General features: G+C 59.0%; 26 protein-coding genes. 17 read left to right on the top strand and 9 right to left on the bottom strand.

The window, feature by feature from the left end:
* Window positions 1-69: 69 nt before the first annotated feature.
* Window positions 70-480 (bottom strand): DUF4440 domain-containing protein, encoded by a 411-nt coding sequence (locus GH722_03580; GenBank protein ID MRG70837.1) that lies wholly within the window; start codon window positions 478-480, stop codon window positions 70-72.
* Between the two features lie 140 nt (window positions 481-620).
* Here GH722_03580 and GH722_03575 point away from each other — a divergent pair, with 140 nt between their 5' ends.
* The 7 genes from GH722_03575 (at window position 621) to GH722_03545 (ending at window position 7,298) form a co-directional block, all read left to right on the top strand.
* Window positions 621-1,751 (top strand): substrate-binding domain-containing protein, encoded by a 1,131-nt coding sequence (locus GH722_03575; GenBank protein ID MRG70836.1) that lies wholly within the window; start codon window positions 621-623, stop codon window positions 1,749-1,751.
* A 4-nt stretch (window positions 1,752-1,755) separates the two neighbouring features.
* Entirely contained in the window at window positions 1,756-2,766 is a 1,011-nt protein-coding gene (locus tag GH722_03570) for an extracellular solute-binding protein (protein ID MRG70835.1), read from the top strand.
* Between the two features lie 68 nt (window positions 2,767-2,834).
* Window positions 2,835-3,647 carry an ABC transporter permease subunit gene (locus GH722_03565; GenBank protein ID MRG70834.1) on the top strand — a complete coding sequence of 271 codons (813 nt, stop codon included), beginning with the start codon at window positions 2,835-2,837 and terminating at the stop codon, window positions 3,645-3,647.
* 8 nt (window positions 3,648-3,655) lie between these two features.
* Window positions 3,656-4,453, top strand: a complete 798-nt coding sequence (locus tag GH722_03560; protein MRG70833.1) for an ABC transporter permease subunit — start codon at window positions 3,656-3,658, stop codon at window positions 4,451-4,453.
* Complete coding sequence (locus GH722_03555; GenBank protein MRG70832.1) at window positions 4,453-5,523, top strand: ATP-binding cassette domain-containing protein; 1,071 nt, start codon at window positions 4,453-4,455, stop codon at window positions 5,521-5,523. Before GH722_03560 ends, GH722_03555 begins: the two co-directional genes overlap by 1 nt.
* On the top strand, window positions 5,520-6,356 hold the full coding sequence (locus tag GH722_03550) for a phosphodiesterase (protein MRG70831.1): 837 nt from the start codon (window positions 5,520-5,522) through the stop codon (window positions 6,354-6,356). Before GH722_03555 ends, GH722_03550 begins: the two co-directional genes overlap by 4 nt.
* A gap of 69 nt (window positions 6,357-6,425) precedes the next feature.
* A complete protein-coding gene (locus GH722_03545; GenBank protein MRG70830.1) occupies window positions 6,426-7,298 on the top strand; it encodes a LysR family transcriptional regulator in 873 nt (290 codons plus the stop codon).
* A gap of 15 nt (window positions 7,299-7,313) precedes the next feature.
* Here GH722_03545 and GH722_03540 read toward each other — a convergent pair whose 3' ends face one another.
* Both GH722_03540 and mdoH read right to left on the bottom strand, forming a co-directional pair.
* Window positions 7,314-8,540 (bottom strand): OpgC domain-containing protein, encoded by a 1,227-nt coding sequence (locus GH722_03540; GenBank protein ID MRG70829.1) that lies wholly within the window; start codon window positions 8,538-8,540, stop codon window positions 7,314-7,316.
* Between the two features lie 5 nt (window positions 8,541-8,545).
* On the bottom strand, window positions 8,546-10,351 hold the full coding sequence (gene mdoH, locus GH722_03535; GenBank protein MRG70828.1) for a glucans biosynthesis glucosyltransferase MdoH: 1,806 nt from the start codon (window positions 10,349-10,351) through the stop codon (window positions 8,546-8,548).
* Window positions 10,352-10,531: 180 nt separating this feature from the next.
* Here mdoH and GH722_03530 point away from each other — a divergent pair, with 180 nt between their 5' ends.
* From GH722_03530 to GH722_03510, 5 genes are read left to right on the top strand one after another with little or no spacing between them, the layout of a single operon-like run.
* Complete coding sequence (locus GH722_03530) at window positions 10,532-11,410, top strand: dehydrogenase (GenBank protein ID MRG70827.1); 879 nt, start codon at window positions 10,532-10,534, stop codon at window positions 11,408-11,410.
* A gap of 13 nt (window positions 11,411-11,423) precedes the next feature.
* Window positions 11,424-11,822 carry a 6-carboxytetrahydropterin synthase gene (locus GH722_03525; protein ID MRG70826.1) on the top strand — a complete coding sequence of 133 codons (399 nt, stop codon included), beginning with the start codon at window positions 11,424-11,426 and terminating at the stop codon, window positions 11,820-11,822.
* A gap of 21 nt (window positions 11,823-11,843) precedes the next feature.
* The gene (locus GH722_03520) at window positions 11,844-12,887 is read left to right on the top strand and encodes a glycosyltransferase (protein ID MRG70825.1); all 1,044 of its coding nucleotides are present in this window, start codon (window positions 11,844-11,846) and stop codon (window positions 12,885-12,887) included.
* The gene (locus GH722_03515; protein ID MRG70824.1) at window positions 12,884-13,723 is read left to right on the top strand and encodes an SAM-dependent methyltransferase; all 840 of its coding nucleotides are present in this window, start codon (window positions 12,884-12,886) and stop codon (window positions 13,721-13,723) included. Before GH722_03520 ends, GH722_03515 begins: the two co-directional genes overlap by 4 nt.
* Window positions 13,724-13,780: 57 nt before the next feature.
* Window positions 13,781-14,221, top strand: a complete 441-nt coding sequence (locus GH722_03510) for a GNAT family N-acetyltransferase (GenBank protein ID MRG70823.1) — start codon at window positions 13,781-13,783, stop codon at window positions 14,219-14,221.
* A gap of 25 nt (window positions 14,222-14,246) precedes the next feature.
* Here GH722_03510 and GH722_03505 read toward each other — a convergent pair whose 3' ends face one another.
* Both GH722_03505 and GH722_03500 read right to left on the bottom strand, forming a co-directional pair.
* Window positions 14,247-14,810 (bottom strand): cytochrome b, encoded by a 564-nt coding sequence (locus tag GH722_03505; protein ID MRG70822.1) that lies wholly within the window; start codon window positions 14,808-14,810, stop codon window positions 14,247-14,249.
* Complete coding sequence (locus GH722_03500) at window positions 14,810-15,607, bottom strand: riboflavin deaminase (protein MRG70821.1); 798 nt, start codon at window positions 15,605-15,607, stop codon at window positions 14,810-14,812. Before GH722_03500 ends, GH722_03505 begins: the two co-directional genes overlap by 1 nt.
* Here GH722_03500 and ribA point away from each other — a divergent pair.
* Complete coding sequence (ribA, locus tag GH722_03495; protein ID MRG70820.1) at window positions 15,561-16,796, top strand: GTP cyclohydrolase II RibA; 1,236 nt, start codon at window positions 15,561-15,563, stop codon at window positions 16,794-16,796. The two genes, GH722_03500 and ribA, sit on opposite strands and share 47 nt — an antisense overlap.
* An 18-nt stretch (window positions 16,797-16,814) precedes the next feature.
* Here ribA and GH722_03490 read toward each other — a convergent pair whose 3' ends face one another.
* On the bottom strand, window positions 16,815-17,723 hold the full coding sequence (locus tag GH722_03490; protein ID MRG70819.1) for a creatininase family protein: 909 nt from the start codon (window positions 17,721-17,723) through the stop codon (window positions 16,815-16,817).
* 19 nt (window positions 17,724-17,742) lie between these two features.
* On the opposite strand from GH722_03490, the gene GH722_03485 reads away from it, so the two are divergent.
* Window positions 17,743-18,225: a DUF1203 domain-containing protein gene (locus tag GH722_03485; GenBank protein ID MRG70818.1), complete on the top strand. Its 483-nt coding sequence runs from the start codon at window positions 17,743-17,745 to the stop codon at window positions 18,223-18,225.
* Here the strand turns inward: GH722_03485 and GH722_03480 are convergent.
* Both GH722_03480 and GH722_03475 read right to left on the bottom strand, forming a co-directional pair.
* Window positions 18,222-18,635 (bottom strand): RidA family protein, encoded by a 414-nt coding sequence (locus GH722_03480; protein MRG70817.1) that lies wholly within the window; start codon window positions 18,633-18,635, stop codon window positions 18,222-18,224. The two genes, GH722_03485 and GH722_03480, sit on opposite strands and share 4 nt — an antisense overlap.
* A 55-nt stretch (window positions 18,636-18,690) precedes the next feature.
* The gene (locus GH722_03475; protein MRG70816.1) at window positions 18,691-19,644 is read right to left on the bottom strand and encodes a phytanoyl-CoA dioxygenase family protein; all 954 of its coding nucleotides are present in this window, start codon (window positions 19,642-19,644) and stop codon (window positions 18,691-18,693) included.
* A gap of 49 nt (window positions 19,645-19,693) precedes the next feature.
* On the opposite strand from GH722_03475, the gene GH722_03470 reads away from it, so the two are divergent.
* Genes GH722_03470 through GH722_03460 form a run of 3 tightly spaced genes read left to right on the top strand, consistent with a single transcriptional unit; the run spans window position 19,694 to window position 21,502 of the window.
* Window positions 19,694-20,569 carry a LysR family transcriptional regulator gene (locus GH722_03470; protein MRG70815.1) on the top strand — a complete coding sequence of 292 codons (876 nt, stop codon included), beginning with the start codon at window positions 19,694-19,696 and terminating at the stop codon, window positions 20,567-20,569.
* A gap of 57 nt (window positions 20,570-20,626) precedes the next feature.
* The gene (locus tag GH722_03465; GenBank protein ID MRG70814.1) at window positions 20,627-21,079 is read left to right on the top strand and encodes a response regulator; all 453 of its coding nucleotides are present in this window, start codon (window positions 20,627-20,629) and stop codon (window positions 21,077-21,079) included.
* An 18-nt stretch (window positions 21,080-21,097) separates the two neighbouring features.
* A complete protein-coding gene (locus GH722_03460) occupies window positions 21,098-21,502 on the top strand; it encodes a hemin receptor (protein ID MRG70813.1) in 405 nt (134 codons plus the stop codon).
* A 21-nt stretch (window positions 21,503-21,523) separates the two neighbouring features.
* Here GH722_03460 and GH722_03455 read toward each other — a convergent pair whose 3' ends face one another.
* Complete coding sequence (locus GH722_03455; protein MRG70812.1) at window positions 21,524-24,736, bottom strand: response regulator; 3,213 nt, start codon at window positions 24,734-24,736, stop codon at window positions 21,524-21,526.
* Between the last annotated feature and the right edge of the window lie 169 nt (window positions 24,737-24,905).

Genomic DNA, 24,905 nt, shown 5'->3' with positions numbered 1-24,905 from the left:
CATACCGGCCTGCGCCGGTATGACAGGGGAGTGAATTCCGGGAGCGATATCTGCGGTGTTTGAGCCGCGTTAGTTGACCCGCTCGGGCCGGTTGGCACCGGGATCTGTCTGGGGTGGTTTCTGGGCGGGGCCTGCCTGATGGTGGGTCATGCGCCAGATGGCGCCTTCGCGGACAAACAGGTTCGTTGCTATGAGGTAATTGCCATCGATCTCCTCGTAGCAGAGGACGGCAGCAGCGGTTGTTCCCTGCGGGACCACACGGGGCGACAGGCAGGTGATCCGGGGGGCACTGGCATTTCCCAGGATATCCCGCCAGGTCTGAAGTACGGCCTCACGGCCAAAGATCGGATTCCAGCCGGGATGGATGATGGCAACGGGATTGTCTGCTGCCCAGACTGCCTCCATCGCCGCTATGTCACGGCTGGCAAAGGCTGCATAGAAAGCCTCATTGGCGAAAAGCACAGCATTGATATCAGTCATGTCATCTCCGGGTCATATCAGGACAGTAGAGAGATGTTCGGCCATGTCAAAAGGTCGAGCGCTACAGGCAGGGACGGAAATAAAGTTCTGTCTGTCACATATCTGTTATAATTTTCTGGTTGAGTGTAAACGTTTCCAGTATGGTTTTCGCAAAAGAAGATGAAAACAGGGCGGATATGAACACCAAGGTGACCATCAAGGATGTTGCCGTGCGGGCGGGGTGCAGTATTGCGACGGTCAGTCGCGTGCTGAACAAATCCGGCCCGGCCAGTGCGGCCAGCCGTGAACGGGTCATCGCCGCTGCCGGTGATCTGGGTTTCCAGTTCAACGAGCTTGGTCGTTCCCTGCAGAGTCAGCGCACACGCACCATCGGTGTGATCGTCCCGACGCTGGCCAACCCGGTTTTTGCAGATGCCATCGAAGGCATTCAGGCCACGGCAGATGACAGCGGTTACCAGATGCTGCTGAACTGCGCGAATTATGACCCGGCGCGGGAGGAACAGTGCCTCTCAACCTTGCTGGGCAAGCAGGTTGATGCGGTCATCCTGACGGTCAGTGACCCGGCGACCAGTGAAACACTGGCCTCTCTGCGCGGGCTGGAGCTTCCCTATTGCCTGATTTTCAATCAGAACGCCGGTGACGGTCACCCGGAAGTGGGCGTCGATAATACGGCTGCGGCCGATATTGTCGGCGACGTTCTGGTGACGCACGGCCATCGGAATGTGGCGTTTGTTGCGGTCCGGTTCGCAACCTCTGACCGGTCGCGCCAGCGCTATGCCGGTCTCTGTCAGGCGATGACACGCGCCGGATGCGCGGAACCGCAATTGCTGGAAGTTGATTACGAACCGAAAAATCTGGAACTGGCGCTGGCCGGTCTGCTGGCCCGTGAGCCGCAGACAACGGCCCTGTTCGCCTCCAATGATATGCTGGCGCTGGCCTGTATCCGGGGGCTGCGGGCGCTGGGCAAGAATGTGCCGGACGATATCAGCGTCATCGGCTTTGACGGTATCTCTATCGGTGATCTGGTTGACCCCAGTCTGGCGACCATTGTCACGCCGGGCCGCGAGATGGGTCGCCAGGCCGCAGAGATGATGATCACCGCGCTTGAAACAAATGGCAGGGCACCCGGCGACTCCCGGGCGCTTTCCTTTACCTTCCGTCCCGGAGGCAGTCTTGCGCCCCGGGCTACGGGGACTCCGACGGGAGAGCGGTCACTCCCCCGCCGGTCGACTTCTCAACTCCACCTGATAACCAACAGAAGAAGTGAGTAGATCCATGAGAGTTTTACTGAGCGCCGCGGTTGCGGCAACCCTTGCCTCCACGGCATTTACCTATAGTGCAGCGAACGCTGAAGACGCCATCTGCTACAACTGCCCGCCGCAGTGGGCAGACTGGGCCTCCATGCTGAAGGCTATCGATACCAAGCTCGGCATCAAGATGCCGCATGACAACAAGAACTCAGGCCAGACCCTCAGCCAGCTGCTGGCTGAAAAGGACTCCCCGGTTGCTGATGTTGCCTATTATGGCGTCACCTTCGGGATCAAGGCCGGTAATGAGGGCGTTGCAACCGCCTACAAGCCGAAGGGTTTTGAAGATATTGCTGATGGTCTGAAAGATCCGGACGGCAAATGGTTCACCATCCATTACGGTACCCTCGGCCTGTTCGTGAACAAGGACGCGCTTGGCGGTGCCCCGGTTCCGGCCTGCTGGGCAGACCTGAAGAAGCCGGAATACAGAGGCATGGTCGGTTATCTTGACCCGTCGAGCGCCTTTGTCGGCTATGCCGGTGCTGTTGCCGTCAACCGCGCCTTTGGCGGGACGCTGGACAATTTCGATCCGGGTGTGAAGTTCTTCCAGGAACTGGCCGAGAACGATCCGATCGTTCCGAAACAGACTTCCTATGCCCGTGTTGTTTCCGGTGAAATTCCGATCCTGTTCGATTATGACTTCAATGCCTATCGCGGCAAATATACCGAAGGCGGAAATTTTGAATTCGTCCTGCCCTGCGAAGGTTCGGTCGTGGTTCCCTATGTCATGAGCCTGGTTGCCAATGGCCCGAACCCGGATCTCGGCAAGAAAGTGCTGGATTACATCCTGTCTGACGAAGGTCAGGCAATCTGGACGAATGCCTATCTGAAGCCGGCCCGTCCGGTGAAACTGCCGCCGGAAGTTGCGGCGAAGTTCCTGCCGGACAGCGATTATGAACGCGCCACACCGGTGGATTACGCGAAGATGGAAAAAGTTCAGAAGGCGTTCGGTGAGCGTTATCTGAAAGAAGTGAAATAATCTGACCTCCGAGGGGGGATGGCGCTGCTGCCGCGGCGTCATTCCCTTCGGTCGGATTACCTCCTGACATGAAACGACTTTTTCCGGTTCTGTGCATCCTGCCGCTGGTCATCTTCTCGATGGCCTTTCTTGCGTTGCCGCTTGTGCGCCTGTTTCAGGCGTCGGTGAGCACCAGCGCCGGGTTTGCCATCTATGCGGATATACTCGCCAATGAGCGGTATATGCGCAGTCTTTTCGATACGGTTGTGGTGTCTGCCGGGGTGACGCTGGCGGCTATCGCCATCTCAACCACGGCTGGTCTGTTCCTGACCCGCAACCGTTTTCGCGGCCGCAATTTCCTGATTGCGACCCTGACATTCCCACTGGCTTTCCCCGGTGTGGTTATCGGCTTCCTGATCATTCTGCTGGGCGGGCGACAGGGACTGGTCAATGACCTTGCCAAGGGCCTGTTCGATACCCGTGTGGTCTTTGCCTATTCGATTGCCGGGCTGTTCCTGGGCTATCTGTATTTCTCCATTCCCCGGGTGTTGCTGACCGTCATGGCCGCTGCCGAAAAGCTGGACCCCCAGCTTGAAGAGGCGGCGCGGTCGCTGGGGGCAGGCCCGTTCCGGGTGCTTCTTGATGTCATTCTGCCGGGCCTGGCACCGGCCCTTGTGGCCGCCGGGGCGATTGCCTTTGCCACTGCGATGGGCGCATTCGGCACGGCCTTTACACTGGCAACGGATATCGATGTGCTGCCGATGGTGATCTATACCGAATTTACCCTGTCAGCGAATATCGCCATGGCCTGTGCGCTGTCCTGCGTTCTGGGTCTGGTGACCTGGGTGTTGCTGCTGGCCGGGCGTTCTTTCACCGGCGGCACTGTCGCCGCTTCAGGTTAGGACAGGTCATGCCCCGTATCAGCCCCGTAAAATCGATGCAGCTTGCGGTCACACTTGCCGCCTGTCTGTTCCTGCTGGTTCCGGCGATCATGTCGGTCATGGCCGGTGTCACGGAAAACTATTTCCGCGGTATCTCCAGCGGTGTCACCCTGCGCTGGATCGAAGAGGTCCTGCGTCTGTATTCCGACAGTATCTGGCGGTCCATGCTGATTGCCGGTGTCTGCCTTGTCTTCACGCTGGTGATCGGTGTGCCCGCAGCCTATGCCCTGAACCGGCTGGGTGGCAGGCTGTCCCGTGTCATTGAGGAATTTGTGTCGTTGCCACTGGCGGTTCCCGGACTGGCGCTGGCCCTGGCATTGCTGCAACTCTATGGCTCCTGGAAGGGATTCCGGATTTCCTGGTGGTTCATTCTGGTCGGGCATGTGCTCTATACCCTGCCTTTCATGATCCGCTCGGTCATGGCGATCTTTGCCGCCATTGACCTGAAAACGCTGGAGGAAGGTGCGGCATCGCTTGGCGCATCCTCCTGGCGGCGGTTCATCGACATCGCCGTCCCGAATGCCATGCCGGGCATCCTCGCCGGTTCGCTGACTGTGGTTACCCTGTCGATTGGCGAATTCAACCTGACCTGGATGCTGCATACACCACTGACCAAGACCCTGCCGGTCGGTCTGGCAGACAGCTATGCCTCCATGCGGCTGGAGATTGCCTCGGCCTATACCCTTGTCTTTTTTGTCATGATCGTGCCGCTGCTTGTCGCCCTGCAATGGGCGTCGTCACGGTTACAGAATGTTGGAAAACGCTGATGTCCAATACATCCGACGGAACACGTATCCGCCTCAATCATTGCGCCAAAACCTATCCGGGAGGTGTGCAGGCGCTCAAGCCCACCGACCTGGAGGTCATCCCCGGTGAGATCATGGCGCTGCTGGGGCCGAGCGGCTGCGGCAAGACCACAATGCTGCGCATCATTGCCGGGCTGGAAGATCCGGACCGGCAGGGACGGGTGCTGTTTGACGATGATGACGTGACGTCGCTGCCGATCGAGAAACGTGCGGTCGGCATGGTCTTTCAGTCCTACGCCCTGTTTCCCAACATGGATGTGCGGGCCAATATCGGCTACGGCCTGAAAGTTGCGGGACTGCCCCGTAAACAGATCGACGACCGGGTCGATGAGGTGCTGGCACTCTGTCAGCTGGAAGCCTTTGCCGGACGCCCGGTTGATGCCCTGTCCGGTGGTCAGCGTCAGCGTGTTGCGCTGGCACGTGCGGTGGCACCCCGGCCCCGCGTGCTGCTGCTGGACGAGCCGCTTTCTGCACTGGATGCCGCCCTGCGTGAACAACTGCGTGATGAACTGGCGCGGCTGTTGCGGCAGTTATCCATTACAGCGGTTTTTGTGACCCACGATCAGTCCGAAGCCATGGCCATTGCCGACCGGGTTGCGGTGATGCGGGATGGCGTCATTCAGCAGATCGACCGGTCGGAAGCGATCTATCATCAGCCGGCGAACGGCTTTATTGCGACCTTTGTTGGCGGTGCGAATCATCTGCCGGGGCGGGCCAGCGGGTCAGCCATTGAACTGCCGGGCGGCAGGCTCGACCTGCCGAAGGCACTGGCGGCGAACCAGTCGGTTTATGTCCGGCCGGAAGCCCTCAAGATCACCCCGCCCGAAGGGGCCGGTCTGGTCGGGCGTGTGTCTGGTCGCCTGTTCCTTGGTACCCATTACAGGCTGACCATCGATGATGTGACCAGCGGGCCGCTGTCTGTTCTGTCTGCCGACCCGAATCCACCGGCCATTGGTGATGCGGTTGGCGTCGAGGTGCCGTCTGAAGCGATCATGATGCTGGACAGTGATGCCGCGGGAGCCGCCGCATGAAACCGGTGAGGATCTTCCAGTTCTCCGATTGTCACATCGTTGAAGAGAACAGTCTGGCTTATGATGTCGTTGACACATCCGCCTATCTCGACCGTGCTGTCAGCTATGCGAACAGTCTGATGGAGGATGTCGGCCCGGTTGATGCGGTCGTGGTGACCGGTGATCTGACCGATCATGGCCGCGTTGCGCAATATGAACGGCTTCGCGGCATGCTCGACCGTCTCGTCGTGCCCTATTACCTGTTGCCGGGCAATCATGACCGGCGCGATAACATGCGGCAGGTCTTCCCGGATCATGGCTATCTGCAGGGCGGGTCTGACGAAATCAATTACAGCCTGTCGATTGATGATCTGACCCTGCTTTGCATCGACAGCTCGGTTCCCGGTGCATCGCATGGCGAACTGACGACAACCACAACAGACTGGCTTGCCAGCCAGATCAGCAATCTGGGTTCCCGGCCGGTCATGGTCGCGTTTCATCACCCGCCATTCGATTCCGGTGTCGGTCATATGGACCGCCAGCGTTTACGTGATCCGTCCCGGCTGTTTGAAATTCTGGGCGGGCATCAGGGGCCGCATCAGATGATCTGCGGCCATGTGCATCGTTTCATCACCAGTCAGACCCCGGCTGGTCCGGCAGTCATCGCCCCCGGCACCTCGCATGCGGTCGCCCTTGATCATCGTGAGGACGGGGCTTCAGCCTTCCGGATGGAACCGGGGGCGTTTCTGATGCACAGCTTTGATGACCGCTCCGGTTTCGCCGGATTCACGTCGGAATATGTGCCTGTCGGTCCCTTCGACGGGCCATATCTGTTTTATCCGGACCGGCGATAAAGTTCAGCTGTCGTTGACAAACAGGCCCTTCACGCGATTCAACTTAAGCGAAGCTGAAGGATTGCCGGAATGTCGATTACCCTGTTGCGGACTCTCGTCGCGATTGCCGAACGCGGCAGCTTTCAGGCTGCGGCGGATCAGGTTTGTGTGTCTCCGGCGGCGGTCAGCCAGCAAATGCGCACGCTTGAGGATCTGGTGCAGGCAGAGCTGTTTGACCGCAGCAGACGCACCCCGCAACTGACCCGTCAGGGCCTGTCGATCATTCCGAAAGCCCGCGATATCCTGCATGCCTATGACGAGATGATCGGCTCCCTGCGACCGGGCGGAGAACTGGTCGGTGACCTGACCATCGGGGCCGTCTCGTCGTCGATCTCCAATCTGGTGCCGCGTTCGATCAAGGAACTGATGCAGGTCTATCCGGCAGTCCATATCAAGGTGGTGCCGGACCAGTCGCACGAACTGTTGCTGCAGATCGACCGGGGTGACCTTGATGCGGCGATCATGAGTGAACCGGACCGGTTGCGAAGCCATCTGAAATGGCAACCGATCGCCCGCGAGACAATGATGCTGATCTGTGCCCGTGACGTGGCCGGGGATGACGTGGTCAGCCTGCTGCGTGACCGGCCCTATATCCGGATGTCACGACAGGCCTGGGTCAGCGAACTGGCTGACGATCTGTTGCAGGAACTGAAATTGGATATCCGTGATGCGATGGAACTGGACACGCTGGAATCGGTTTCCCGGATGGTTGCCCATGACCTCGGCGTAGCGATCATCCCGCTGCCCTGCCTGCCGGACGAGTCGACAGCAGGCCTGCGTTTCCTGCCGGTCGGCAATCCGCCCCGTGACCGTGTCATGGGCATCCTGTCACGACAGGACAGCCCGAAGTTCAAGCTGATCGACCGCCTGTGGGAAGCCGCCATGACGGCGGCCAGTGAATAGCTGAAGGTCTGCTATTCAGGCAGAGGCGCGGCGGTCGCCCTGAAGGGGATAACTGGTGGCGGGCGGGGCGGCCTTTGCGGTCTCGGTGCCCGGGGGGGCCGGTTTGCGCCAGGGCTGCTTCTTGAAGAAGGCCATCATGTAGGCGATGCCGATCAGCAGGGCAAAACCGCTGAGATTGACGAAGGCATAGGTCAGCGGTGAGCGGCCGAGATAATCCAGCACCATGCCACCGATCTGCGCCAGAATCATCGAACTGATGAAGGTCGCCAGCGCCTGCTGACCGACCTTGATGACCGGCTTCAGGGCGGGGTGGTGCAGCATATCCTCGCGCCCCTTCAGCAGGGTGACGCAGATATAGGCCAGTGCGAGGAAATGCAGGTAGCGGAGATAGCCGAACTCTGTCTTGTCGAAGCCGGACCAGAAGATGACCCGGAATTCCCGCATCCATTCATAGTTCTGTGCGGTCTGCCAGTGACTGACCGGGATCAGCAGTGTCACGAAAATGACGGCGGTCCAGAACAGAATGCGGTTTGCTTGCGGAGTTTTCAGCCAGCCGATGGAGATGCTGAATCCGGTAAAGAAGATCAGCGCCCAGGCAAAGGGATCAAAGAACCATGTCCGGTCGGACCACCATTCCGCGGGAAGCTGCGGGTCAAATATCTGATTGGCCAGCCAGAGCAGGGCAATGGCGGCAATTGGCAGCAGGTTGTGGACCCGGCTGAGCAGCATGACCACCGGTATCATGGCCAGCAGGACCAGATACATGGGCAGAATATCGAAGTAATTCGGGACATAGGTCAGTGTCATCAGTCCGACCAGGCCGTTGACCGGATCGTCCATGAACGGCATCAGGTTGAGGGCGATGATATAATTCTTCGGGTCGGCAACCAGCCCGGCCATCACGTTGGTGCCGATGATGACAACCGTTGCGATGGTGATGAACATGGCCAGATGCGCCCAGTAGACCTGAAAGCAGCGCAGTCCGATCCGCGATGTGCCCATCAGGAAACCATGGGTTTTGTAAAGCGAGCCAAAGGCCAGGGCAGAGGCAAAGCCTGAGCAGAAGACGAACATTTCCGTCGCATCGGATGGACCGAAATTGGCGGGTATGAAGTTCTGCCAGCGGTTTTCGGGTAAATGGGCCATGAAGATAATCAGCATGGCAATGCCCCGGAAAAAATCGAGACGTACATCCCGCTTGCGGGGAGGTATACCGATTGCTGTTACCTTCGACTGGCTCATCTGTGTCAGCTTTCCTGTTTGATCATCGACAGGCGGGTGTCGACAACCGGAGACAGCGGTGCTGCCGGAACGACGGATTCTTCAGGGATACGGCAAAGTCCGGCGCGTTGTGAGGCCCGGCCGAGTGACGGCAGGGCCGTGACGACGGCAAAGGGGATGGCGCAGAGGAAGGCGACGAAGATCGGCGCGGCCCAGGGAAGAACAGACGGCATCTTCCACCAGAACACGGACAGGATGGCGATCCCTGCAAGGGTTTGCGGCCAGAGACCACGAAGGGCGTCGGACCAGGCCAGCCCGCCGCCGACACGGACCTGAGCTTCCCAGGCGACGCGCTTGCCGAAAGCCAGACCAATCATGAACCGGGCCACGGCAAAGCCGATCAGCGGGGCCATCAGGGCCGAGAAGATCAGCTCGACAAAGGTTCCCCACAGCAGGGCACCGGCACCGCCATAAGTGCGGCGTTTCGCCGGGGACAGCAGGGTATCAAGCACACCCATGATCTTTGGCATGAAGGTCATGGTCATGACAGTGGCAAACAGGGTCAGGCCAAGGGTGGCCGGGAACGGTTCGGTCCCGCCGGGCATGAAGACCTGTGCGGCACCGAAGATGATCAGCGCCATCCAGCCGGGAGCACCCACATACATCAGGATTGCCAGCGCCAGCTGAAGACGGCTGACCGGTTTGATACCCGGCATGTCGAGCAGCTTGAGATACTGCATGTTACCCTGACACCAGCGCAGGTCGCGTTTGATGAAATCCTGCAGCGAGGGCGGGTTTTCTTCGAAGCTTTCGTCTTCTTCGGCAACAACCCGGCATTCGTAGCCGGCACGCCGCATCAGGACGGCTTCAACCTGATCGTGGCTCAGTATATGTCCGCCGAGGGGGGCTTTCCCCGGTAGAACGGGAAGCTGGCAATGATCGCGGAAAGCCTGCATCCGGATGGCGGCGTTATGACCCCAGAACGGGCCACAGTCGCCCTGCCACCAGGCGCTGCCGGCGGTATAGGAGCGCATGCCGTGGCGCATGCCGAACTGGAAAACACGGGTAAAGAAACTGTCTGACGGGCGCCCGACAACCAGCCCCTGCAACAATCCGATTTCCGGATGTGCCTGCAGGCAGCGGATCAGGCGCAGGATCGCCGGGCCGGACATCAGGCTGTCCGCATCCAGCGGAATGAAGAAGTCATAGGCATCGCCATAACTGTCGCAGAACTCGGCAATATTGCCTGCCTTGAAGCCGGTATTGTCGGTGCGGCGGCGATAATGAATGCGGTCCGGGGTTATGTCGCGCTGACGCCAGAGATCGATCAGGCGTTCTTCTTCCCGTGCAACATCCGGGTTCGAGGTGTCGCTGAGCACATGGAACCAGAACATATGACCATAGCCGGTGGCATCGACGCTGCGCTTGATCTGCTCCAGCCGGTCGAGGGCGGCATCAACCTGCTCGTTACGGATGGCGAGTGCGATGGCCGTGCGCCCGGCAATCGGGGCATTGCTGTCGGCATCGGCCCAGGCCGGATTGACATAGACCGCCGGATTGCGGGTCAGTTGGGAAATCAGGAACCCGATCACCGAGTTCCAGAACCCGAGGGCAAGCCATGGGAGGGTGAGGAAGAAGCAGGCAAAGATGCCATATTCAGGCCAGTCCCAGCCGTTTGTGCCGAGAATCCGGAGCATCAGCGCGGACAGTGCGGCGATGGTCGCCGTGGTCAGCGCGAGCATGAGAAAACGACGGGCCTTGTAGCGGGCTGCGGGGCGGGTTACCTCAACAGCAGGTCGGGCAGGGCCCGGAATTTGGCTGGAAATGTGCATCGAAGGTTTCTTCACTATCCAAACAGGTTACAACAGGCACGCCCGGAACGCCGTAGCGCAGGAGAGGTAGCGGTGACATCAGGAATTTCCAAATCACTTTGGATTGAACGCCCGTGTGAGGCGTTTGTTCGCGAAAAAAATATTCCTGAATTAAATACGGGAGAAAATCTGGTCCGGACCATCTGGAGTGGAATCAGCCGGGGGACCGAGCGTCTTGTCTTTGAGGGCAAGGTGCCTGTCGCGGAATACAGCAATATGCGCTGTCCGGCGCAAGCAGGAGATTTCCCTTTTCCGGTAAAATATGGCTATTGCGCCGTCGGCGTGGTTGAAGCCGGTTCGGATAGTCTGGTCGGGCGTACCGTTTTTGCCCTGCACCCCCATGAAGACCGGTTTGTCGCAGCAGATAACGCCCTGCATCCGTTACCGAATCGCCTGCCTGCCCGGCGTGCCGTGCTGACCGCAAATATGGAAACGGCACTGAATGCGGTCTGGGACTCCGGCGCCGGTCCCGGTGACCGGATTCTGGTGGTTGGTGCAGGTGCCGTCGGACAGATGATTGCCTTCATTACAGCGGGGCTTCCGGGCGCCAGTGTCTCGGTCGCTGATCCTGACCCCGGCAAGGCCGATGCGGTGGCCATCCTAGGGGCTGAATTCATCGGGACAGAGCCCTCGCGTGATGATCACGACATCGTGTTTCATACCAGCGCCAGTGCAGACGGATTAAATCTGGCGATCGGTGCTGCCGGTCGTGAAGCGACAGTGGTGGAGGTCAGCTGGTACGGAGACCGCACCGTCGATGCGGCGCTTGGCGGTCGCTTCCATTCCCACAGATTACGGCTGATCTCCACACAGGTCGGTGCCATTCCGGCTGCGAGAGCCGCACGCTGGGATTACCGCAGGCGGTTGCAGACGGCGCTTGGCCTGCTGTGCGATGACCGGCTTGATTGCCTGATCACGGCTGAAGTCGCCTTTGATGACCTGCCTGCACGCCTGCCGGAAATCCTTGCGCCGGGGGCGTCGGGTATCGTAACAGCCGTCCGATATGACGGATCAACCTGAAAGACCCTGACTGATGTATTCTCTCACCATTCGCGATCACATCATGATTGCCCACAGCCTGCCGGGTGAAGCCTTCGGCCCGGCGCAGAACCTTCACGGTGCGACCTATGTGATCGATGTGACGTTCTATCGCCCGGAACTCGACGAGAACGAAATCGTTGTCGATATCGGGCTTGCCTCCGATGTGGTGAAAGCCTCCCTCGGTGAACTGAATTACAAGAATCTCGATGACCTGCCTGATTTCCGGACGAAACGTTCGACCACGGAAGTGCTCGCCAAATGGGTCTTTGACCGGATGGTGCGCTGCATTGCTGATGGATCGCTGGGCGCTTCGGCGAAGGGGATTTCGCGGATCAGGACCGTACTGAATGAAAACCATCTCGCCAGCGCCGCCTATGAGGCGGATATCTGACCAGACTGAACGGCCTGTCTGATGGCGCATCTGATCTTTGCTGTCCCGGGAGATCTGGCGACCCTGACCGGCGGCTATGCCTATGCACGCGAAATTATCCGCTGCTGGAAAGCTGCCGGGCATTCGGTTCAGCATATCCCGCTCGGTGATGGCTTCCCCAGTCCGTCACCGGCAGTCATGGATGAGGCCTGCCGGCGGCTGGCAGCAACGCCGGACGGGGCGACGGTGCTGATTGATGGTCTGGCCTATGGCGTGCTGCCGGCAGCGTTTTTACAGCAGACGCGACGGCGCTGGCTGGCGCTTGTACATCATCCGCTGGCGCTGGAGACAGGCGTTGATCCGGCGCAGCAGGTGATACTGAAGATGTCAGAACGGGCAGCGCTGGCAGAGGCGTCGCAGGTTATTGTGACCAGCCCGGCGACGGCCCGTGAACTGGTCACCTCCTATGCGGTCCCTGAACAAAAGGTTACGGTGGCCCTGCCGGGGGTTGAAGCCAGCGGCAGGGCATCCGGCGGTGAGGGCGTGCCCCTGCTGTTGTCGGTCGGCACCCTGACCCGTCGCAAGGGCCATGATGTGCTGGTCGCGGCGCTGTCGGAACTGGGGGATCTGGACTGGCAGTGCCGGTTTGTCGGCAGTACCGACCGCGACCCGGAGGTGACGGAGAGTCTGCGCCGGGCGATTTCCCGCGCCGGACTGGACCAGCGGATTGACATCGTCGGCGAGGTTGATGGCGATGGCCTGCAGAAAGAATATCATCAGGCAGATATTTTCGTACTGGCCAGCCGCTATGAAGGTTATGGCATGGTCTTCGCCGAAGCGATGGCGCATGGCCTGCCGGTCATCGCCTGTCAGGCGGGGGCTGTCCCCGATACGGTGCCGGAAAGTGCAGGTATGCTGGTGCCGGTTGATGATGCCCCGGCACTGGCCGGGGCTGTCAGGCTGTTACTGACAGATAGGTCGCGACGACAGGTGCTGGCGGACGGGGCCTGGCAACATGGACAGGGGCTGGCCCGCTGGCCGGATACAGCCAGGATCATCGCAGATATTATGGAGCAGACGGCATGAGCGGATTTTCCCCGGAATGGCTGGCGCTGCGTGAGCCCGCAGATACCGCAGCCCGGTCTCCCGAAGTGCTGGCCGCCCTGCGGCAGGCTTTTGCCGACCGGCCTTCCTGTCGCATCTGTGACTTCGGTGCCGGAACCGGCTCGTCAGTCCGGGCGCTGGCAGAACATTTGCCCGCACGGCAGGACTGGCTGCTGGTCGATCATGATGCCGCGAATATCAATGCTGCTGTCGAGGCTCTTTCAGACTGGGCGGATGCGTCGGAACGTCAGGGCGATGATCTGCTGTTACGGCACGGCCAGCAGATTCTGAAGATCGGTTTTGCGGTGCGTGACCTCGCCGCGACAGGTGAACTGCTGCCGGAACAGGTTGATCTGGTCACGGCGTCGGCGCTGGCTGACCTTACCTCGGCGGCATGGCTGGACCGGTTTGTCGCGGCGCTGGGTAATCGCCAGACGGCCGTGCTTGCCGGTCTGAACTATGACGGGGTGATGTCTTTTGATCCGGCCGACCCGCTGGATATTCCGGTACGCGATGCCTTCAACCGGCATCAGGGCGGAGACAAGGGGTTTGGTCCGGCACTTGGTCCGGCGGCGGGGGATTATCTGGCCCGTCAGCTTGGCCTGAACGGGTTTGCGGTGACCACCGGCGACAGCCCATGGAAGCTGGATGCGACCACCCGCAGTCTGATGCAGGCAACCCTAGTCGGGATTGCCGATGCGGCGGGTGAGACCGGGCTGGTCGATCCGTCTGAACTGGACCGCTGGCGGACCTTACGGCAGGCCGGCCCGAAAGCCATGACCATCGGACATCTGGATGTCTTTGCCTGTCACCCGTGATTGTCGCGGACAGGCAGGATAGTCTCTGGATTCCCTGTTTCACCGGAGGATCCCGCCATGAACATCAGACCGCTTGAGACCACCGACCGAGCCATCTGGGAGAGTTTTCTCGATGAATATGCGGCGTTCTACAAGACCACCGTTCCGGAGGGCGGGCATGATGGTGTCTGGGGCTGGATATTTGATCCGGACAACGATTTCTGGTGTGACCTTGTGCTGGCGGATGACGGAACCCCGGTGGGCTTTACCCAGTATCAGCTGATGCACCGTTCTCTCAGCGGGGCCATGGTTTGCTATCTCAGTGATCTCTATGTCCGTCCGGCAGTCCGCGGGACCGGTGCCGGGCGTGCGCTGATCGACCATGTGATCGAATTTGCCAGAAGCCGGGGCATTTCAAACCTCCGCTGGCTGACTCAGGATTACAATTATGCCGGTCGGCGTTTGTATGACACCTACACGCCGAAATCGGATTTCATCCTCTACAGTCTGCCGGTCTGACATCCGGCCCCGGTGGAGACAGGGGTCAGCCCTGCTGGTCAGGGGTCTGTTTTCCCGGCAGCATCCGGTTCAGCAGGCCGTCTTTGCGGATGAAATGGTGATGCAGGGCGGCACCGATATGCATCAGGATCAGCCCGCCGACAGCGAATCCTGCCCAGCCGTGAATCCAGAGTACGGTTTCAGACATTTCACGGTCTGCGCCGGTCAGTGCGGGCAGGGTGAACAGGCCAAAGACGGATATCTGCGCCGGGTACATGTTGGTGCCGATCCAGCCACCGAGCGGGATCGCCAGTAAAAGAACATAAAGCAGGATGTGAGTGGCCCCGGCGGCGAAACGCTGTGCCGGGGCAAGTTCGATATCAAGGGGTGGCGGTTTGTGGAACAGCCGCCAGATGATCCGTAATGCCATCAGCCCGAGGATGAGTGCGCCGAAGGAACGATGCAGGTCGAACAGCTGGTTTTGCAACGGCCCGGAACCAACACGAAGCATGGCAATGCCCATGGGTATGGCAGCGATGACACAGAATGCGATAACCCAGTGCAGCAGTTTTGCGGTGCCGGTATAGCTGCCGGTTGCCTTGTCGCTCATCATTTCTCTCCCTCGGTTCCGGTGAAGGCGCAGTCTATCAGCATGTCACCTTCGGGCAGGTTATAGGATTTCATCGATGGCCGGATAGCCTCTTTCAGCGTTTCAATCACCGGCAGGGTAAGCCCCGCCGGGCCGGAGCCGATGATCATGGGGCCGACCAGGAAATGCATTCGGTCCAGTGCGCGGGCCGCCAGGAATGCCGAAACGGTATGTGCGCCGCCTTCAACCAGCAGGCGTGTCAGACCGGCCTCTGCCAGCCGCGTGATAATCGCCGGCGGGGATAAAGCGCCGGTATCGTTGCCGGGCATGGTTATGATTTCGACCCCTGACGAGTCGATTACATGGGCGGCGGACCCCCGTCGCAGAACAATTCTTCGTGCGCGGTCGTCGGTCAGACAGGCCTCGTTCATGGTCAGCCGGCTGTTCGGATCAATGATGATTCTGGCCGGAGACGGCCCTGTCGCGTGACGGACAGTCAGGGCAGGATTATCGGCCAGAGCCGTGCCCACGCCTACGATTACTGCATCCATCAATGCGCGTAATCGATGGAGGTGGATCAAAGCCGAGCGACCGTTTATGTAGTGCGAATGACCGGAGGCTGTCGCGATGCGACCGTCCAGAGACTGACCAAGCTGCGCCATCACAAAACTGTCAGGGCGGCTGTCACAATCGATCAACGGGCCATACAAAGGTAAAAGCGGATTGCCTTCCAGAGCAGAGTTTCCGGAAGTTGTTCGTTTTGATGCAACTATGTCCAACCAGGGGCGTTTATCGTCCCATAGAGCCGTGTTCAACATTGTGTTAGTGCCAGACGTGACATTGTTTCAGTATCCCAAACCGCACTGCGATCCTATTATTGGTCGAAGCAACGACAATCATGATCGCCAGCATGCACCCTCGATTGCAACCCTTGCCGGTGACCTGTCTCGCCTGTCGGTTGAGAGATGTATAGCCGAATTACGGGCTGCCCGTCCCGTGCTGATGCATGATGCCGGTGACATCTGGCTGCTGGCATCGGCAGAGAATGCGGACGCCCAGCTGATTTCCTATTTCCGGCATTTGTCCGGGGCGGCACTGGTGCTGAGCGCGCCGCGCCTGCGCCATATCGGTCTGCAAACGGATCAGCCCGTTGGCTTCTCTCTGGCTGACATGGATGACTGGCGGATACAGGCTTATTGCCAGTCGGTGACCACGGATGCGCCGACAAATCCGGTCGATACGCAGTCTGCCGCTGGCCCGGCGATTGATCTGATGAAACGCGCGCAGCTGATGCCGGCGGCTCTGCTGGCAAGGATCGACAAGACTTCGGGCCTGGCAGGCCTGATGTCGGTCGATGTACGTGACATCAACGGCTATCACGACCGTATCGTACAAACACTGGCCATCGCATCGCGGGCCCGGGTGCCGCTGATTGATTCAACTGTTACCGATTTTGTTGTCTTTCATGGTGGTGACGGGCTGAAGGATCAGGTTGCTATCGTGATCGGTGATCCCGACCCGTCCCGGCCGACACCTGTGCGGCTGCATTCCGCCTGTCTGACCGGTGATCTGTTCGGCAGCCTGAAATGCGACTGTGGCGAACAGTTGCGTCTGGCGATCCAGCGAATTGCGGAACTGGGCGGCGGGGTGTTGCTGTATCTGGATCAGGAAGGCCGGGGAATCGGCCTGCGCAGCAAGATCCGGACTTACCGGCTTCAGGAAGATGACCATGATACGGTCGATTCCGATGCCATTCTGGGATATGGCCCGGATGAGCGGAAATACGGCATTGCCGGGCGGATGCTGGAATTGCTGGGTTTCAGCCAGATTGTCATGCTGACCAACAATCCGGACAAGATTGGCGCCATGCAGTCTGCCGGACTTCAGATCGTCGGAACCGAATGTCTGCTTGGTACCGTCAACCGGCATAACCGGAAATATCTGGCAACCAAGGCTGCCCGTGCCGGACACCGCCTCGATAAACTGCGCCTCACCGGATCGGATTAGACAGCAAGGGTGCTGCCGTCAAAGTTTCCGGGCTGCCATTTCAGTGGTCAGTAACTGAAAATGCTTCAGTGCATGGGTCAGTAATTGCTGGCCGGTTTCCGGGGTTGCCAGATCGGGTCGGCCAACCCAGCCGCCGGTGGCGAGGTCATCTGTTTTCCAGCCCCACTGAACCGGCCCTGCCGGGAACAGCAGGCTCCCTCCCTCGGTAGCGGGGTTTGCCGTGGCCTTGTCGAGCCGTACCAGTTCAGGCCGGATGGCCAGCATCAGCGCGGTTTCCAGCCAGCCGCCATGGACATCTGCACGGGCCTCTGTCGGAGCGTCGAGATCATCCGGAAGGCCGAAATCGAGCCAGTGCGCGTTGGCCGCCAGAACGCCATGTTTTCGTCGCACGTTCAGTATGGCGATATTGAGAGCCGCGATGTTCCCGCCATGACCGTTCAGTAGCAGCAGATGACGGATACCGGCCCGTACCAGGCCTGCTGCGATGCCGTCGATCTGGTCGATCAGGGTGCCTGCCTCAATGGAAAGGGTCGCCTGGGGTGCCATATCATCCGAGACATGCTCGCCGGAGACGCCAAGCCAGATGCCGGGAAGCCGGATGACAGCCTCTTCCAGACTGGCGGCGACGCGCAGTGACAATTCATCGGCGATGATGTGATCGGTACCAAGCGGCAGGTGAGGGCCGTGATTCTCAAAAGCACCGACCGGCAACAGGGCAACAATGCGGCCATCCGCGGCACGGCGGGTCAGTATGTCCTGTGACAGGTCGCCATAGTCGTTAGACACTGGTTTCAAAACTTTCTTCTCTGTCTCTGTCGGCAGCCTGCCCGGACTGCCTGACGGGAAGCCGGACTTTGCGGGCGGATTGCGCTGCAAGGACCGGATATCGGCAGCATTCCGGATACCGCATAAACAGCCGGCAAGCAATCAGACCGGAGAGAGAGCAATGAGCTACAGGGTCACCGCATTATCGACAGAGGATGTCCGGCAGTACCGGACCGGAGGAGGGGATTTTTATGGCCTGCCGGGTGAGATAATGCATTCCGACGGTGCTTTTCCCTGCCGGCATTGCCTGACGGATCTGCCGAAAGGGGCGGCGGCCCTGCTTGTCGCCCACCGGCCGTTTCCGGTGGCCACCCCCTACAGCGAGGTCGGGCCGGTGTTTGTCTGCCCGGAACATTGCGAGCCCTATAGTCAGGTTACTGAACTGCCGGAGGTCGTCCTGTCCCGGCGGGTTGTTATTCGTGCCTATAGCCGTGATCACAAAATGCGCTACGGGCATCATGAAATGGTCGACGGCCGGCAGGCAGATGCCGCCATAAGACGCCTGCTGGCAGACCCGGACAGCGACTATCTGCATATCCGCTCGTCCCTGACCGGGTGCTACCATTGCCGGATCGACCGGGAGGGCCTGGCTGATGGCTGTTAAGCGTCGTCGGGGATCACCGCAATGACGTCGATCTCCATCACCCACTGCGGCTGGGCAAGCCCCTGGACGATCAGGCCGGTACAGACCGGGAAGACACCCTTCAGCCATTTTCCGACTTCACGATAGACCGGTTCACGATAGGCGCGGTCGGTGATGAAGATGGTAATCTTGACGATATGGGACAGTTCGCTACCGACTTCTTCCAGCAGCTGTTTGACGTTCTTCATGGCCTGTTCGGCCTGGGCGGCGGGGTCGCCGATGCCGATTGTCTCGCCTTCAAAATTGGTGCCGACCTGGCCGCGCAGATAGATCGTGTTGCCGGCTTTTACGGCCTGGCACAGATCATTATCGAGTTTCTGGTTGGAATAGGTATCACCGGTATTGAATTTGCGATGTCTGGTATGGGCCATGTGGTTGCTCCGCTGCCTGTTTTCTGAAGATGTCCGTATTGTTCGCCGGTCCCGGTCAGGAGGTACTGCCCGGATTCTGGAGTTCAAAGAAGGTGATGCTGCCGTAATCGGCAGGTAATTCAACGGAAGTTTCGGTCAGTCTGGCAAATCGTGCCGCCTCGCCCCGCAGGATTTTGCCTTCATTGCTGTTCGCCATCGGCGAGGGGGCAAGCGACATTGCGTCGGCACTGACATAATTGACGATGAACAGACCGCGCGGATGGTCAGATACGTTGGCTTCGGAGGCATGCAGCAGCTTGGAATGCATCAGGCAGACATCCCCGGCCTTGCCGGTGACGGGCCGGGCGATGGCCGCTGCCGCGTCTGATGTCGGAGCATCCACCTTGCCGGTGAACCTGCCGTCCTGCCAGAGGCTTTTCGCACCGTTCAGATGGGACCCCGGAGCGACCAGCAGGCAGCCATTCTCGGCAGTCATATCGTCCAGCAACAGCAGGGCCGTGACCATGTCGTCGTTGGTATGCGGCGTGTAGGTGAAGTCCTGATGCCAGTCGACAACGGTGCTGCCGCCGGGCTGTTTGTTGTTCACCTTTGAATGATGAAACTTGACCGCCGGGCCGACAAGGTCTGCCGCCATATCAACCATCGCACTGTTGAACCCGACTTCCGCATAGATTTCGGATATCTCCTGCGGGTTATTGACCCGACGCAGTTGCGGATGGTCGGGTTTATGATCCGGGGCACAGTCAAACCGGGGTTTGGGAAAGCCGGTTTCACCATACATGCCGGTATGGTTCCGGCTGTCACTGACCCAGCCCTTCAGCTCCTGTTTCAGGCCGGCCAGTTGTCCTGGCGTGACCGCGTTGGAGGCCAGCAGCCATCCGGTTTCCCGAAACTGCCGGATTTGCGCGTCTGTCAGAATTGTCATCGGTTTATCCTGTTCGGTGATGCGGTGTGCCTGTCCCTGTCTTCGTTCAGATTGCGGTCTGACGTTGCATATGTAAAATATCATTATTCTTTCCACTGAATTGGAAAAATCTATCCAATACACGCTGAAACAGATGCGTTATGTGGTCGCGGTTGCCGAGGAAGGAAATGTCACGGCTGCGGCTGCACGTCTGCATGTCTCACAGCCCTCTGTTTCCTCTGCGATCCGGCAGGTTGAAGATGATTTCGGTGTGCAGTTGTTCATTCGCCATCACGCCCGGGGGCTGTCGCTGACCCCTGCCGGGCGGGGAATCGTCTCCGAAGCACGGGCGTTGCTGTCACAGGCAGCAGAGCTTGATGCGCATGCCCGTGGCTATGCGGGCACGGTTGCGGGGCAGCTGGAGATCGGCTGTTTTACAACCATAGCCCCCTTTCTGATGCCTGACCTGATCGCAACGTTTTCTGCCCGCTATCCGGATGTTCGTGTCCGGGCCCAGGACGGTGATCTGCAAACCATTACGCACAATTTGATTCACGGACGGTTTGAACTGGCGATCACCTATGAACTGGGAATTGATCCGGCGCTGGAGACGGAGGTTCTGACGGCGGTATCTCCCTCTGCAATTCTGCCGGTGGGGCATTCGCTTGCCGGGCAGGCGACAGTGTCTCTGGAGGATCTTGCACGGGAACCGCTTGTTCTGCTCGATCTGCCACACAGCCGGGAATATTTCATATCGCTGTTTTCTGCCCGCAATTTGCAGCCGACAATCCGGCATCGTTCGGAGTCTTTTGAAATGGTCCGGGGGCTTGTCGGGGCAGGGGAAGGCGTTGCCCTGCTCAACCTGATACCGGCCAGCAATGTGACCTATGCCGGGGCAACAGTTGTCACGCGACCGCTAGTGGAGAATCCGCCGGGGCTGAAGATCGTTCTTGCCCGGCCAGCGGAACTGCGGCTTTCTGCCGCTGCTACTGCGTTCCGGATGATCTGCCGGGAACGCCGGGCGGGTTGAAAATGTGATGATTTGTCTCCAGTTGAAGGGGATGCTCCTGTTTCTTTGCGAGGTCCTATGCCGGAACTGACACCTGACCAGATGCGCGTTCTCCGGGTGCTTATCGCCGAAGATGAGGTTTTCCTGCAGACGGTGATGAGCGGGGCGCTGAGAGATCTGGGCGTGCGGAGTATTACAACGGCGATAAATGGTCAGGATGCGCTGAAACTGACTGAAAAGGCGAAACAGCCTTTTGATATTATTTTCCTCGACCTGCAAATGCCGGTTCTCGACGGATTTGGTTTTCTGGAGGCTTTGCGAGCCCTGCCGGATAAGGATGTAGCAGAAACACCGGTCATCGTGCTGAGCGGGCATTCTGAACTGGCCCAGGTACTGCGTGCCGCGAAGACCGGAATCAGCGGATATCTCGTTAAGCCGGTATCCCGGGGGAAACTGCTGTCTGGCGTGACGACCGGCTTGTCAGGCAAGATGATTGACTATGATGAGCTCAGGTCCAAGTCTGGTGGCTGACCAGACCGGAGATCAGGCATGCCAATAGACGCGGAACAGGTGAGACTGGTTAAGTCGTCTTTTATCCGGCTGCTGCCGGTGCGCGATGAATTCAGTCAGCGTTTATACGCAAATCTGTTTGCGGCGGCCCCGGATGTGCGTGTGCTGTTTCCAAAAGATCTGCGACAGCAGCGTGAGAAGCTGATCGCCACCCTGACGACAGTCGTCAACAACGCCTCGAAACTGGATGAAATCGACCGTGGGATCTGGTCGCTCGGTCGTAACCATATCGATTATGGCGTGAAGGATGTTCATTATCAGGTGCTGAAGGATGTGCTGCTGAAGACGCTGGCAGAAGAATTTGGCGATGACATGACGCCTGACCTGACAGCGGCATGGAGTGGAATTTACGATGAGCTTGCCAGCCGTATGAGGGCCGGCTGACTGACTGCCCGGTCCTGCAAATCAAAAGGCGTCGACGAATGCCTTCACCCTGCTGGTTTCCCTGAAAAGATCCGCCTGCTGATTTTTCAGACTTGCCCAGTCGCCGGCCATTGCGGTTTTGCGCATCAAGTCCAGAACTGACACCAGCCCCGGTGCTCCCGCGGTTCGTGCAGCCCCCAGCAGTTTGTGCGTGGCTTCTTCAAAGGCGTCGGCATCGCCCGCGTCACTGGCTGCGGTAATCTCGTCCGAGGAGGAATCGATGCTGTCGACAAAGCTTTGGAGTAATGTACGAAGTGAGTCCCGGTCATCACCCACCAGATCCTGCAGAATGTCGATTGAGATGGCAGCTTCGGCTTCTGCTTCAGGGTTTGTTCCGGTCATTGGGGCCGGCACAGATACCGCGGGTCGCATGACGGCTGAAGCGGCTGGGGAAGGCAGGTCAATCCAGGTCCGGAGCTTTGCGTCGAGAACGCTGATCTCGACCGGTTTCGACAGATAGTCGTCCATGCCGGCGGCGATACATCGTTGCTGTTCGCCACTCAGGGCGTTTGCAGTGATGGCGATAACCGGAAGATGAGCACCGCTTTCTTTCTCGACCTCACGAATTTTCCGGGTCAGCTCATAGCCATCCATGCCGGGCATGTGACAGTCTGTCAGCAGCAGCTGATAATCGTTGACCTGATAGAAGCTGAAGGCCTCCTCTCCATGGGTGGCAATGTCAGCCTGTATGCCAAGACGGTTAAGCTGACGTCGCAGAACCTCGCGATTTGTCGGATGGTCTTCAGCGACAAGCACTTTGGGCCCGTCTTCCGGAAAATCTATAGATGGCTGTTCCCGGACCGGTTGCTCCGATTCATCGACGAGGTTTGCCGGGAGAAGCAGAGCTTCTTTTGGTGATGAACGACCTGCAGCAACGGCGATTGCGTGAAGGTAATTCCGACGGCGCACCAGATTTCGAAGGACAAACACATGTTCGCCAAATCGGGAGACCGCTTCCGCATCGCTCTGCCGTGGTGCAATGGCGACCAGATTGGCAGAAAGGCCGCTGAGGAAACTTTCCAGATCATCGGCCGGGGTCTTGCGGATGATATCCGAGCCGAGAACGACAACGTCGACCGGGTCTCCGTTGATACCGGTCTGCGCGTGATCCGGATGATCTGCAAAGGATATATGAGCCCCGGCATAGCGGGCATAGGAAGACAGAACATGACGACGTTTCTCGTCACCGGTGACAATGCAGACCCGCAGGCCCGAGATGTCATCACTCTGACGGGCGTCATCACTAATGACCGCACTCAGCGAGAAGGGAATATTTACATGGAATTGGGATCCGGCGTCAGGCTCGCTTTCGACAGAAATTTCTCCTCCCATCAGATTGGTCAGCTGTCGCGAAATTGTCAGCCCGAGTCCGGTGCCGCCAAACCGGCGGGTGGTTGAGGCTTCAGCCTGCGAGAACGGCTCAAACAGCTTTTCGGTCTGTTCGGGTGAAATGCCAATTCCGGTATCGGCAACTGTAAAGCGGACCGCGGCGATGGAGTCCGCTGTTCCTTCCAGTGTCGCCGATACTGATATTGACCCGGTACTGGTAAATTTCACGGCATTGCCGATCAGATTTGTCAGAACCTGTCGTAGCCTGACCGGGTCGCCGTTCAGATGTCGGGGGATCTCGGGATCGAAATAGAGCAGGAAATCGAGCTGCTTCTTGCGGGCGGCAACGGCAAGCGTCTCGGCAACGCTTTCTACCAGTTCTTCCGGATCAAAGCTGCTGTGCTCAATATCGATTTTTCCGGCTTCGATCTTTGACAGATCGAGAACGTCATCGACGATCTTGAGGAGCGAGTGAGCAGAGTCCCGGATCGTGTTGATCAGATGTATCTGGTCGTTATCGAGTGTGGTGTCCGACAATATTTCCAGCAGGCCGATCACCCCGTTCATCGGGGTCCTGATCTCGTGGCTCATGGAGGCCAGAAAGGTCGACTTTGCCCGTGTCGCCTGGTTTGCCTCCCGGGCCTCGCGGAGTGCAGATTCCAGATTTGAGGCATATTTGTTTACCGCCTCCAGAGCCGCCTGAAGCTTGCTGTTGGTTCTGCGAAGTTCAGCCTGTGATTCCTCCAGCCTGGTCTGGATTTCAATCCGGTCGGAAATGTCGAAGAAGCCGGAAATAACCAGCGCACCGTCCGGGTCATCAACCCGCCGGGACGAAATGCGGGCCCAGAATTCCGTGCCGTCATACCGGCGCATCAGTGACTCCGTCACCTCTGCTTCGCCGGTTTGCCGGAGCGATTCCAGAAGCTGCATTCGTTCCTCCGGATTAACATACCGGTCACTGTTGCTGGCATTTTCCAGCGCCGGGTCATAGCGAAATTTATTCGCGGCCCTGGCATTGGCATAGACAATGGTGCCGTCACTCAGCCTTGTACTGACTACGGCAACCGGCAGGGCTTCAACCAGATTGCGAAACCGTTCTTCGCTCTGTGATCGGGCTGCCTGTTCGCGGTCGGTCGCGGCAGAAATACGCCGGTCTGCATAGAGCGCCGCAGAGGCACCGAAAATCACCAGAGCCGATCCGAAGACAACAAGTCCTGCCAGCATTTCGTTGCCGGCGGTGTCGACAAGATTCGGATGGATCGTATTCTCGGGGAAGTAGGACATCGCGGCCATGCCGGTGTAATGCATCCCGCAAATCGCAATGGCCATGATGACGCCAGCCAGGACCTTCAGCCGGGCGCGGGTAACGTTGGACATCATCCAGAAGGCAGCGGTTGCGGCAACGACGGCAATCAGGACAGAAAGCAGGATCAGCAGCATGTCATGTTCGGCTCTGGCCGGGATCACCAGAGCGGCCATACCGATATAATGCATGGAGGCGATGGCGATGCCGCTGGCCAGTCCGGCAAGTGGAATTGATATCCCGGTGCGTCTGGTCGATGTGGCGACCCAGAGTCCGATTGCGGAAAACAGGACAGCGACAACCAGTGACAGGAGGGTAAGCCTGAAGCCATATCGCACCGGCAGCCCGAAGTCAGCCGCCAGAATAGCAATGAAATGCATCGACCAGATGCCGCCGCCCAGCACAACAGCACCGGCGATAATCCAGGGCAGATCCTGTTTGCCGGCAATCTTTTCAAACAGGCGATTGCCGATATCCAGCGCCGCATAGGAGGCAAAAAAAGCAATCAGGAAGGATGTCGCAACAAGCGCGGGCTGATAGCTGATCTGGACAGCCTGCTCCATTTATCCGGTTGTCCCGGTACGGGACACTGTCATGTCATTGATCATCAGGCCATCCTCCAGCCGGGAGACCCCTTCACCTGTAGCAGGGAGCCGCATTCCTCATCAGGCAGGATGCTGATATTCCCCGGAACATTCAAGTTACCGGATGTTCTGCATTTTGTTCTGCCGG

The organism is Alphaproteobacteria bacterium HT1-32, assembly GCA_009649675.1.
Taxonomy (GTDB): domain Bacteria; phylum Pseudomonadota; class Alphaproteobacteria; order Rhodospirillales; family HT1-32; genus HT1-32.
This window is presented reverse-complemented; position numbering and strand designations above follow the sequence as displayed.

What these genes read in the sequence shown, in the direction of transcription:
- GH722_03455 (MRG70812.1), bottom strand. Translation starts at nt 24,736, where the DNA reads ATGGAGCAGGCTGTCCAGATCAGCTATCAGCCCGCGCTTGTTGCGACA.
- GH722_03570 (MRG70835.1), top strand. Translation starts at nt 1,756, where the DNA reads ATGAGAGTTTTACTGAGCGCCGCGGTTGCGGCAACCCTTGCCTCCACG.
- GH722_03560 (MRG70833.1), top strand. Translation starts at nt 3,656, where the DNA reads ATGCCCCGTATCAGCCCCGTAAAATCGATGCAGCTTGCGGTCACACTT.
- GH722_03555 (MRG70832.1), top strand. Translation starts at nt 4,453, where the DNA reads ATGTCCAATACATCCGACGGAACACGTATCCGCCTCAATCATTGCGCC.
- GH722_03525 (MRG70826.1), top strand. Translation starts at nt 11,424, where the DNA reads ATGTATTCTCTCACCATTCGCGATCACATCATGATTGCCCACAGCCTG.
- GH722_03470 (MRG70815.1), top strand. Translation starts at nt 19,694, where the DNA reads ATGCGTTATGTGGTCGCGGTTGCCGAGGAAGGAAATGTCACGGCTGCG.
- GH722_03475 (MRG70816.1), bottom strand. Translation starts at nt 19,644, where the DNA reads ATGATATTTTACATATGCAACGTCAGACCGCAATCTGAACGAAGACAG.
- GH722_03460 (MRG70813.1), top strand. Translation starts at nt 21,098, where the DNA reads ATGCCAATAGACGCGGAACAGGTGAGACTGGTTAAGTCGTCTTTTATC.
- GH722_03510 (MRG70823.1), top strand. Translation starts at nt 13,781, where the DNA reads ATGAACATCAGACCGCTTGAGACCACCGACCGAGCCATCTGGGAGAGT.
- GH722_03500 (MRG70821.1), bottom strand. Translation starts at nt 15,607, where the DNA reads ATGTTGAACACGGCTCTATGGGACGATAAACGCCCCTGGTTGGACATA.
- GH722_03545 (MRG70830.1), top strand. Translation starts at nt 6,426, where the DNA reads ATGTCGATTACCCTGTTGCGGACTCTCGTCGCGATTGCCGAACGCGGC.
- GH722_03485 (MRG70818.1), top strand. Translation starts at nt 17,743, where the DNA reads ATGAGCTACAGGGTCACCGCATTATCGACAGAGGATGTCCGGCAGTAC.
- GH722_03465 (MRG70814.1), top strand. Translation starts at nt 20,627, where the DNA reads ATGCCGGAACTGACACCTGACCAGATGCGCGTTCTCCGGGTGCTTATC.
- GH722_03550 (MRG70831.1), top strand. Translation starts at nt 5,520, where the DNA reads ATGAAACCGGTGAGGATCTTCCAGTTCTCCGATTGTCACATCGTTGAA.
- GH722_03505 (MRG70822.1), bottom strand. Translation starts at nt 14,810, where the DNA reads ATGAGCGACAAGGCAACCGGCAGCTATACCGGCACCGCAAAACTGCTG.
- GH722_03515 (MRG70824.1), top strand. Translation starts at nt 12,884, where the DNA reads ATGAGCGGATTTTCCCCGGAATGGCTGGCGCTGCGTGAGCCCGCAGAT.
- GH722_03480 (MRG70817.1), bottom strand. Translation starts at nt 18,635, where the DNA reads ATGGCCCATACCAGACATCGCAAATTCAATACCGGTGATACCTATTCC.
- GH722_03540 (MRG70829.1), bottom strand. Translation starts at nt 8,540, where the DNA reads ATGAGCCAGTCGAAGGTAACAGCAATCGGTATACCTCCCCGCAAGCGG.
- mdoH (MRG70828.1), bottom strand. Translation starts at nt 10,351, where the DNA reads ATGCACATTTCCAGCCAAATTCCGGGCCCTGCCCGACCTGCTGTTGAG.
- ribA (MRG70820.1), top strand. Translation starts at nt 15,561, where the DNA reads ATGTCCAACCAGGGGCGTTTATCGTCCCATAGAGCCGTGTTCAACATT.
- GH722_03565 (MRG70834.1), top strand. Translation starts at nt 2,835, where the DNA reads ATGAAACGACTTTTTCCGGTTCTGTGCATCCTGCCGCTGGTCATCTTC.
- GH722_03520 (MRG70825.1), top strand. Translation starts at nt 11,844, where the DNA reads ATGGCGCATCTGATCTTTGCTGTCCCGGGAGATCTGGCGACCCTGACC.
- GH722_03580 (MRG70837.1), bottom strand. Translation starts at nt 480, where the DNA reads ATGACTGATATCAATGCTGTGCTTTTCGCCAATGAGGCTTTCTATGCA.
- GH722_03575 (MRG70836.1), top strand. Translation starts at nt 621, where the DNA reads ATGGTTTTCGCAAAAGAAGATGAAAACAGGGCGGATATGAACACCAAG.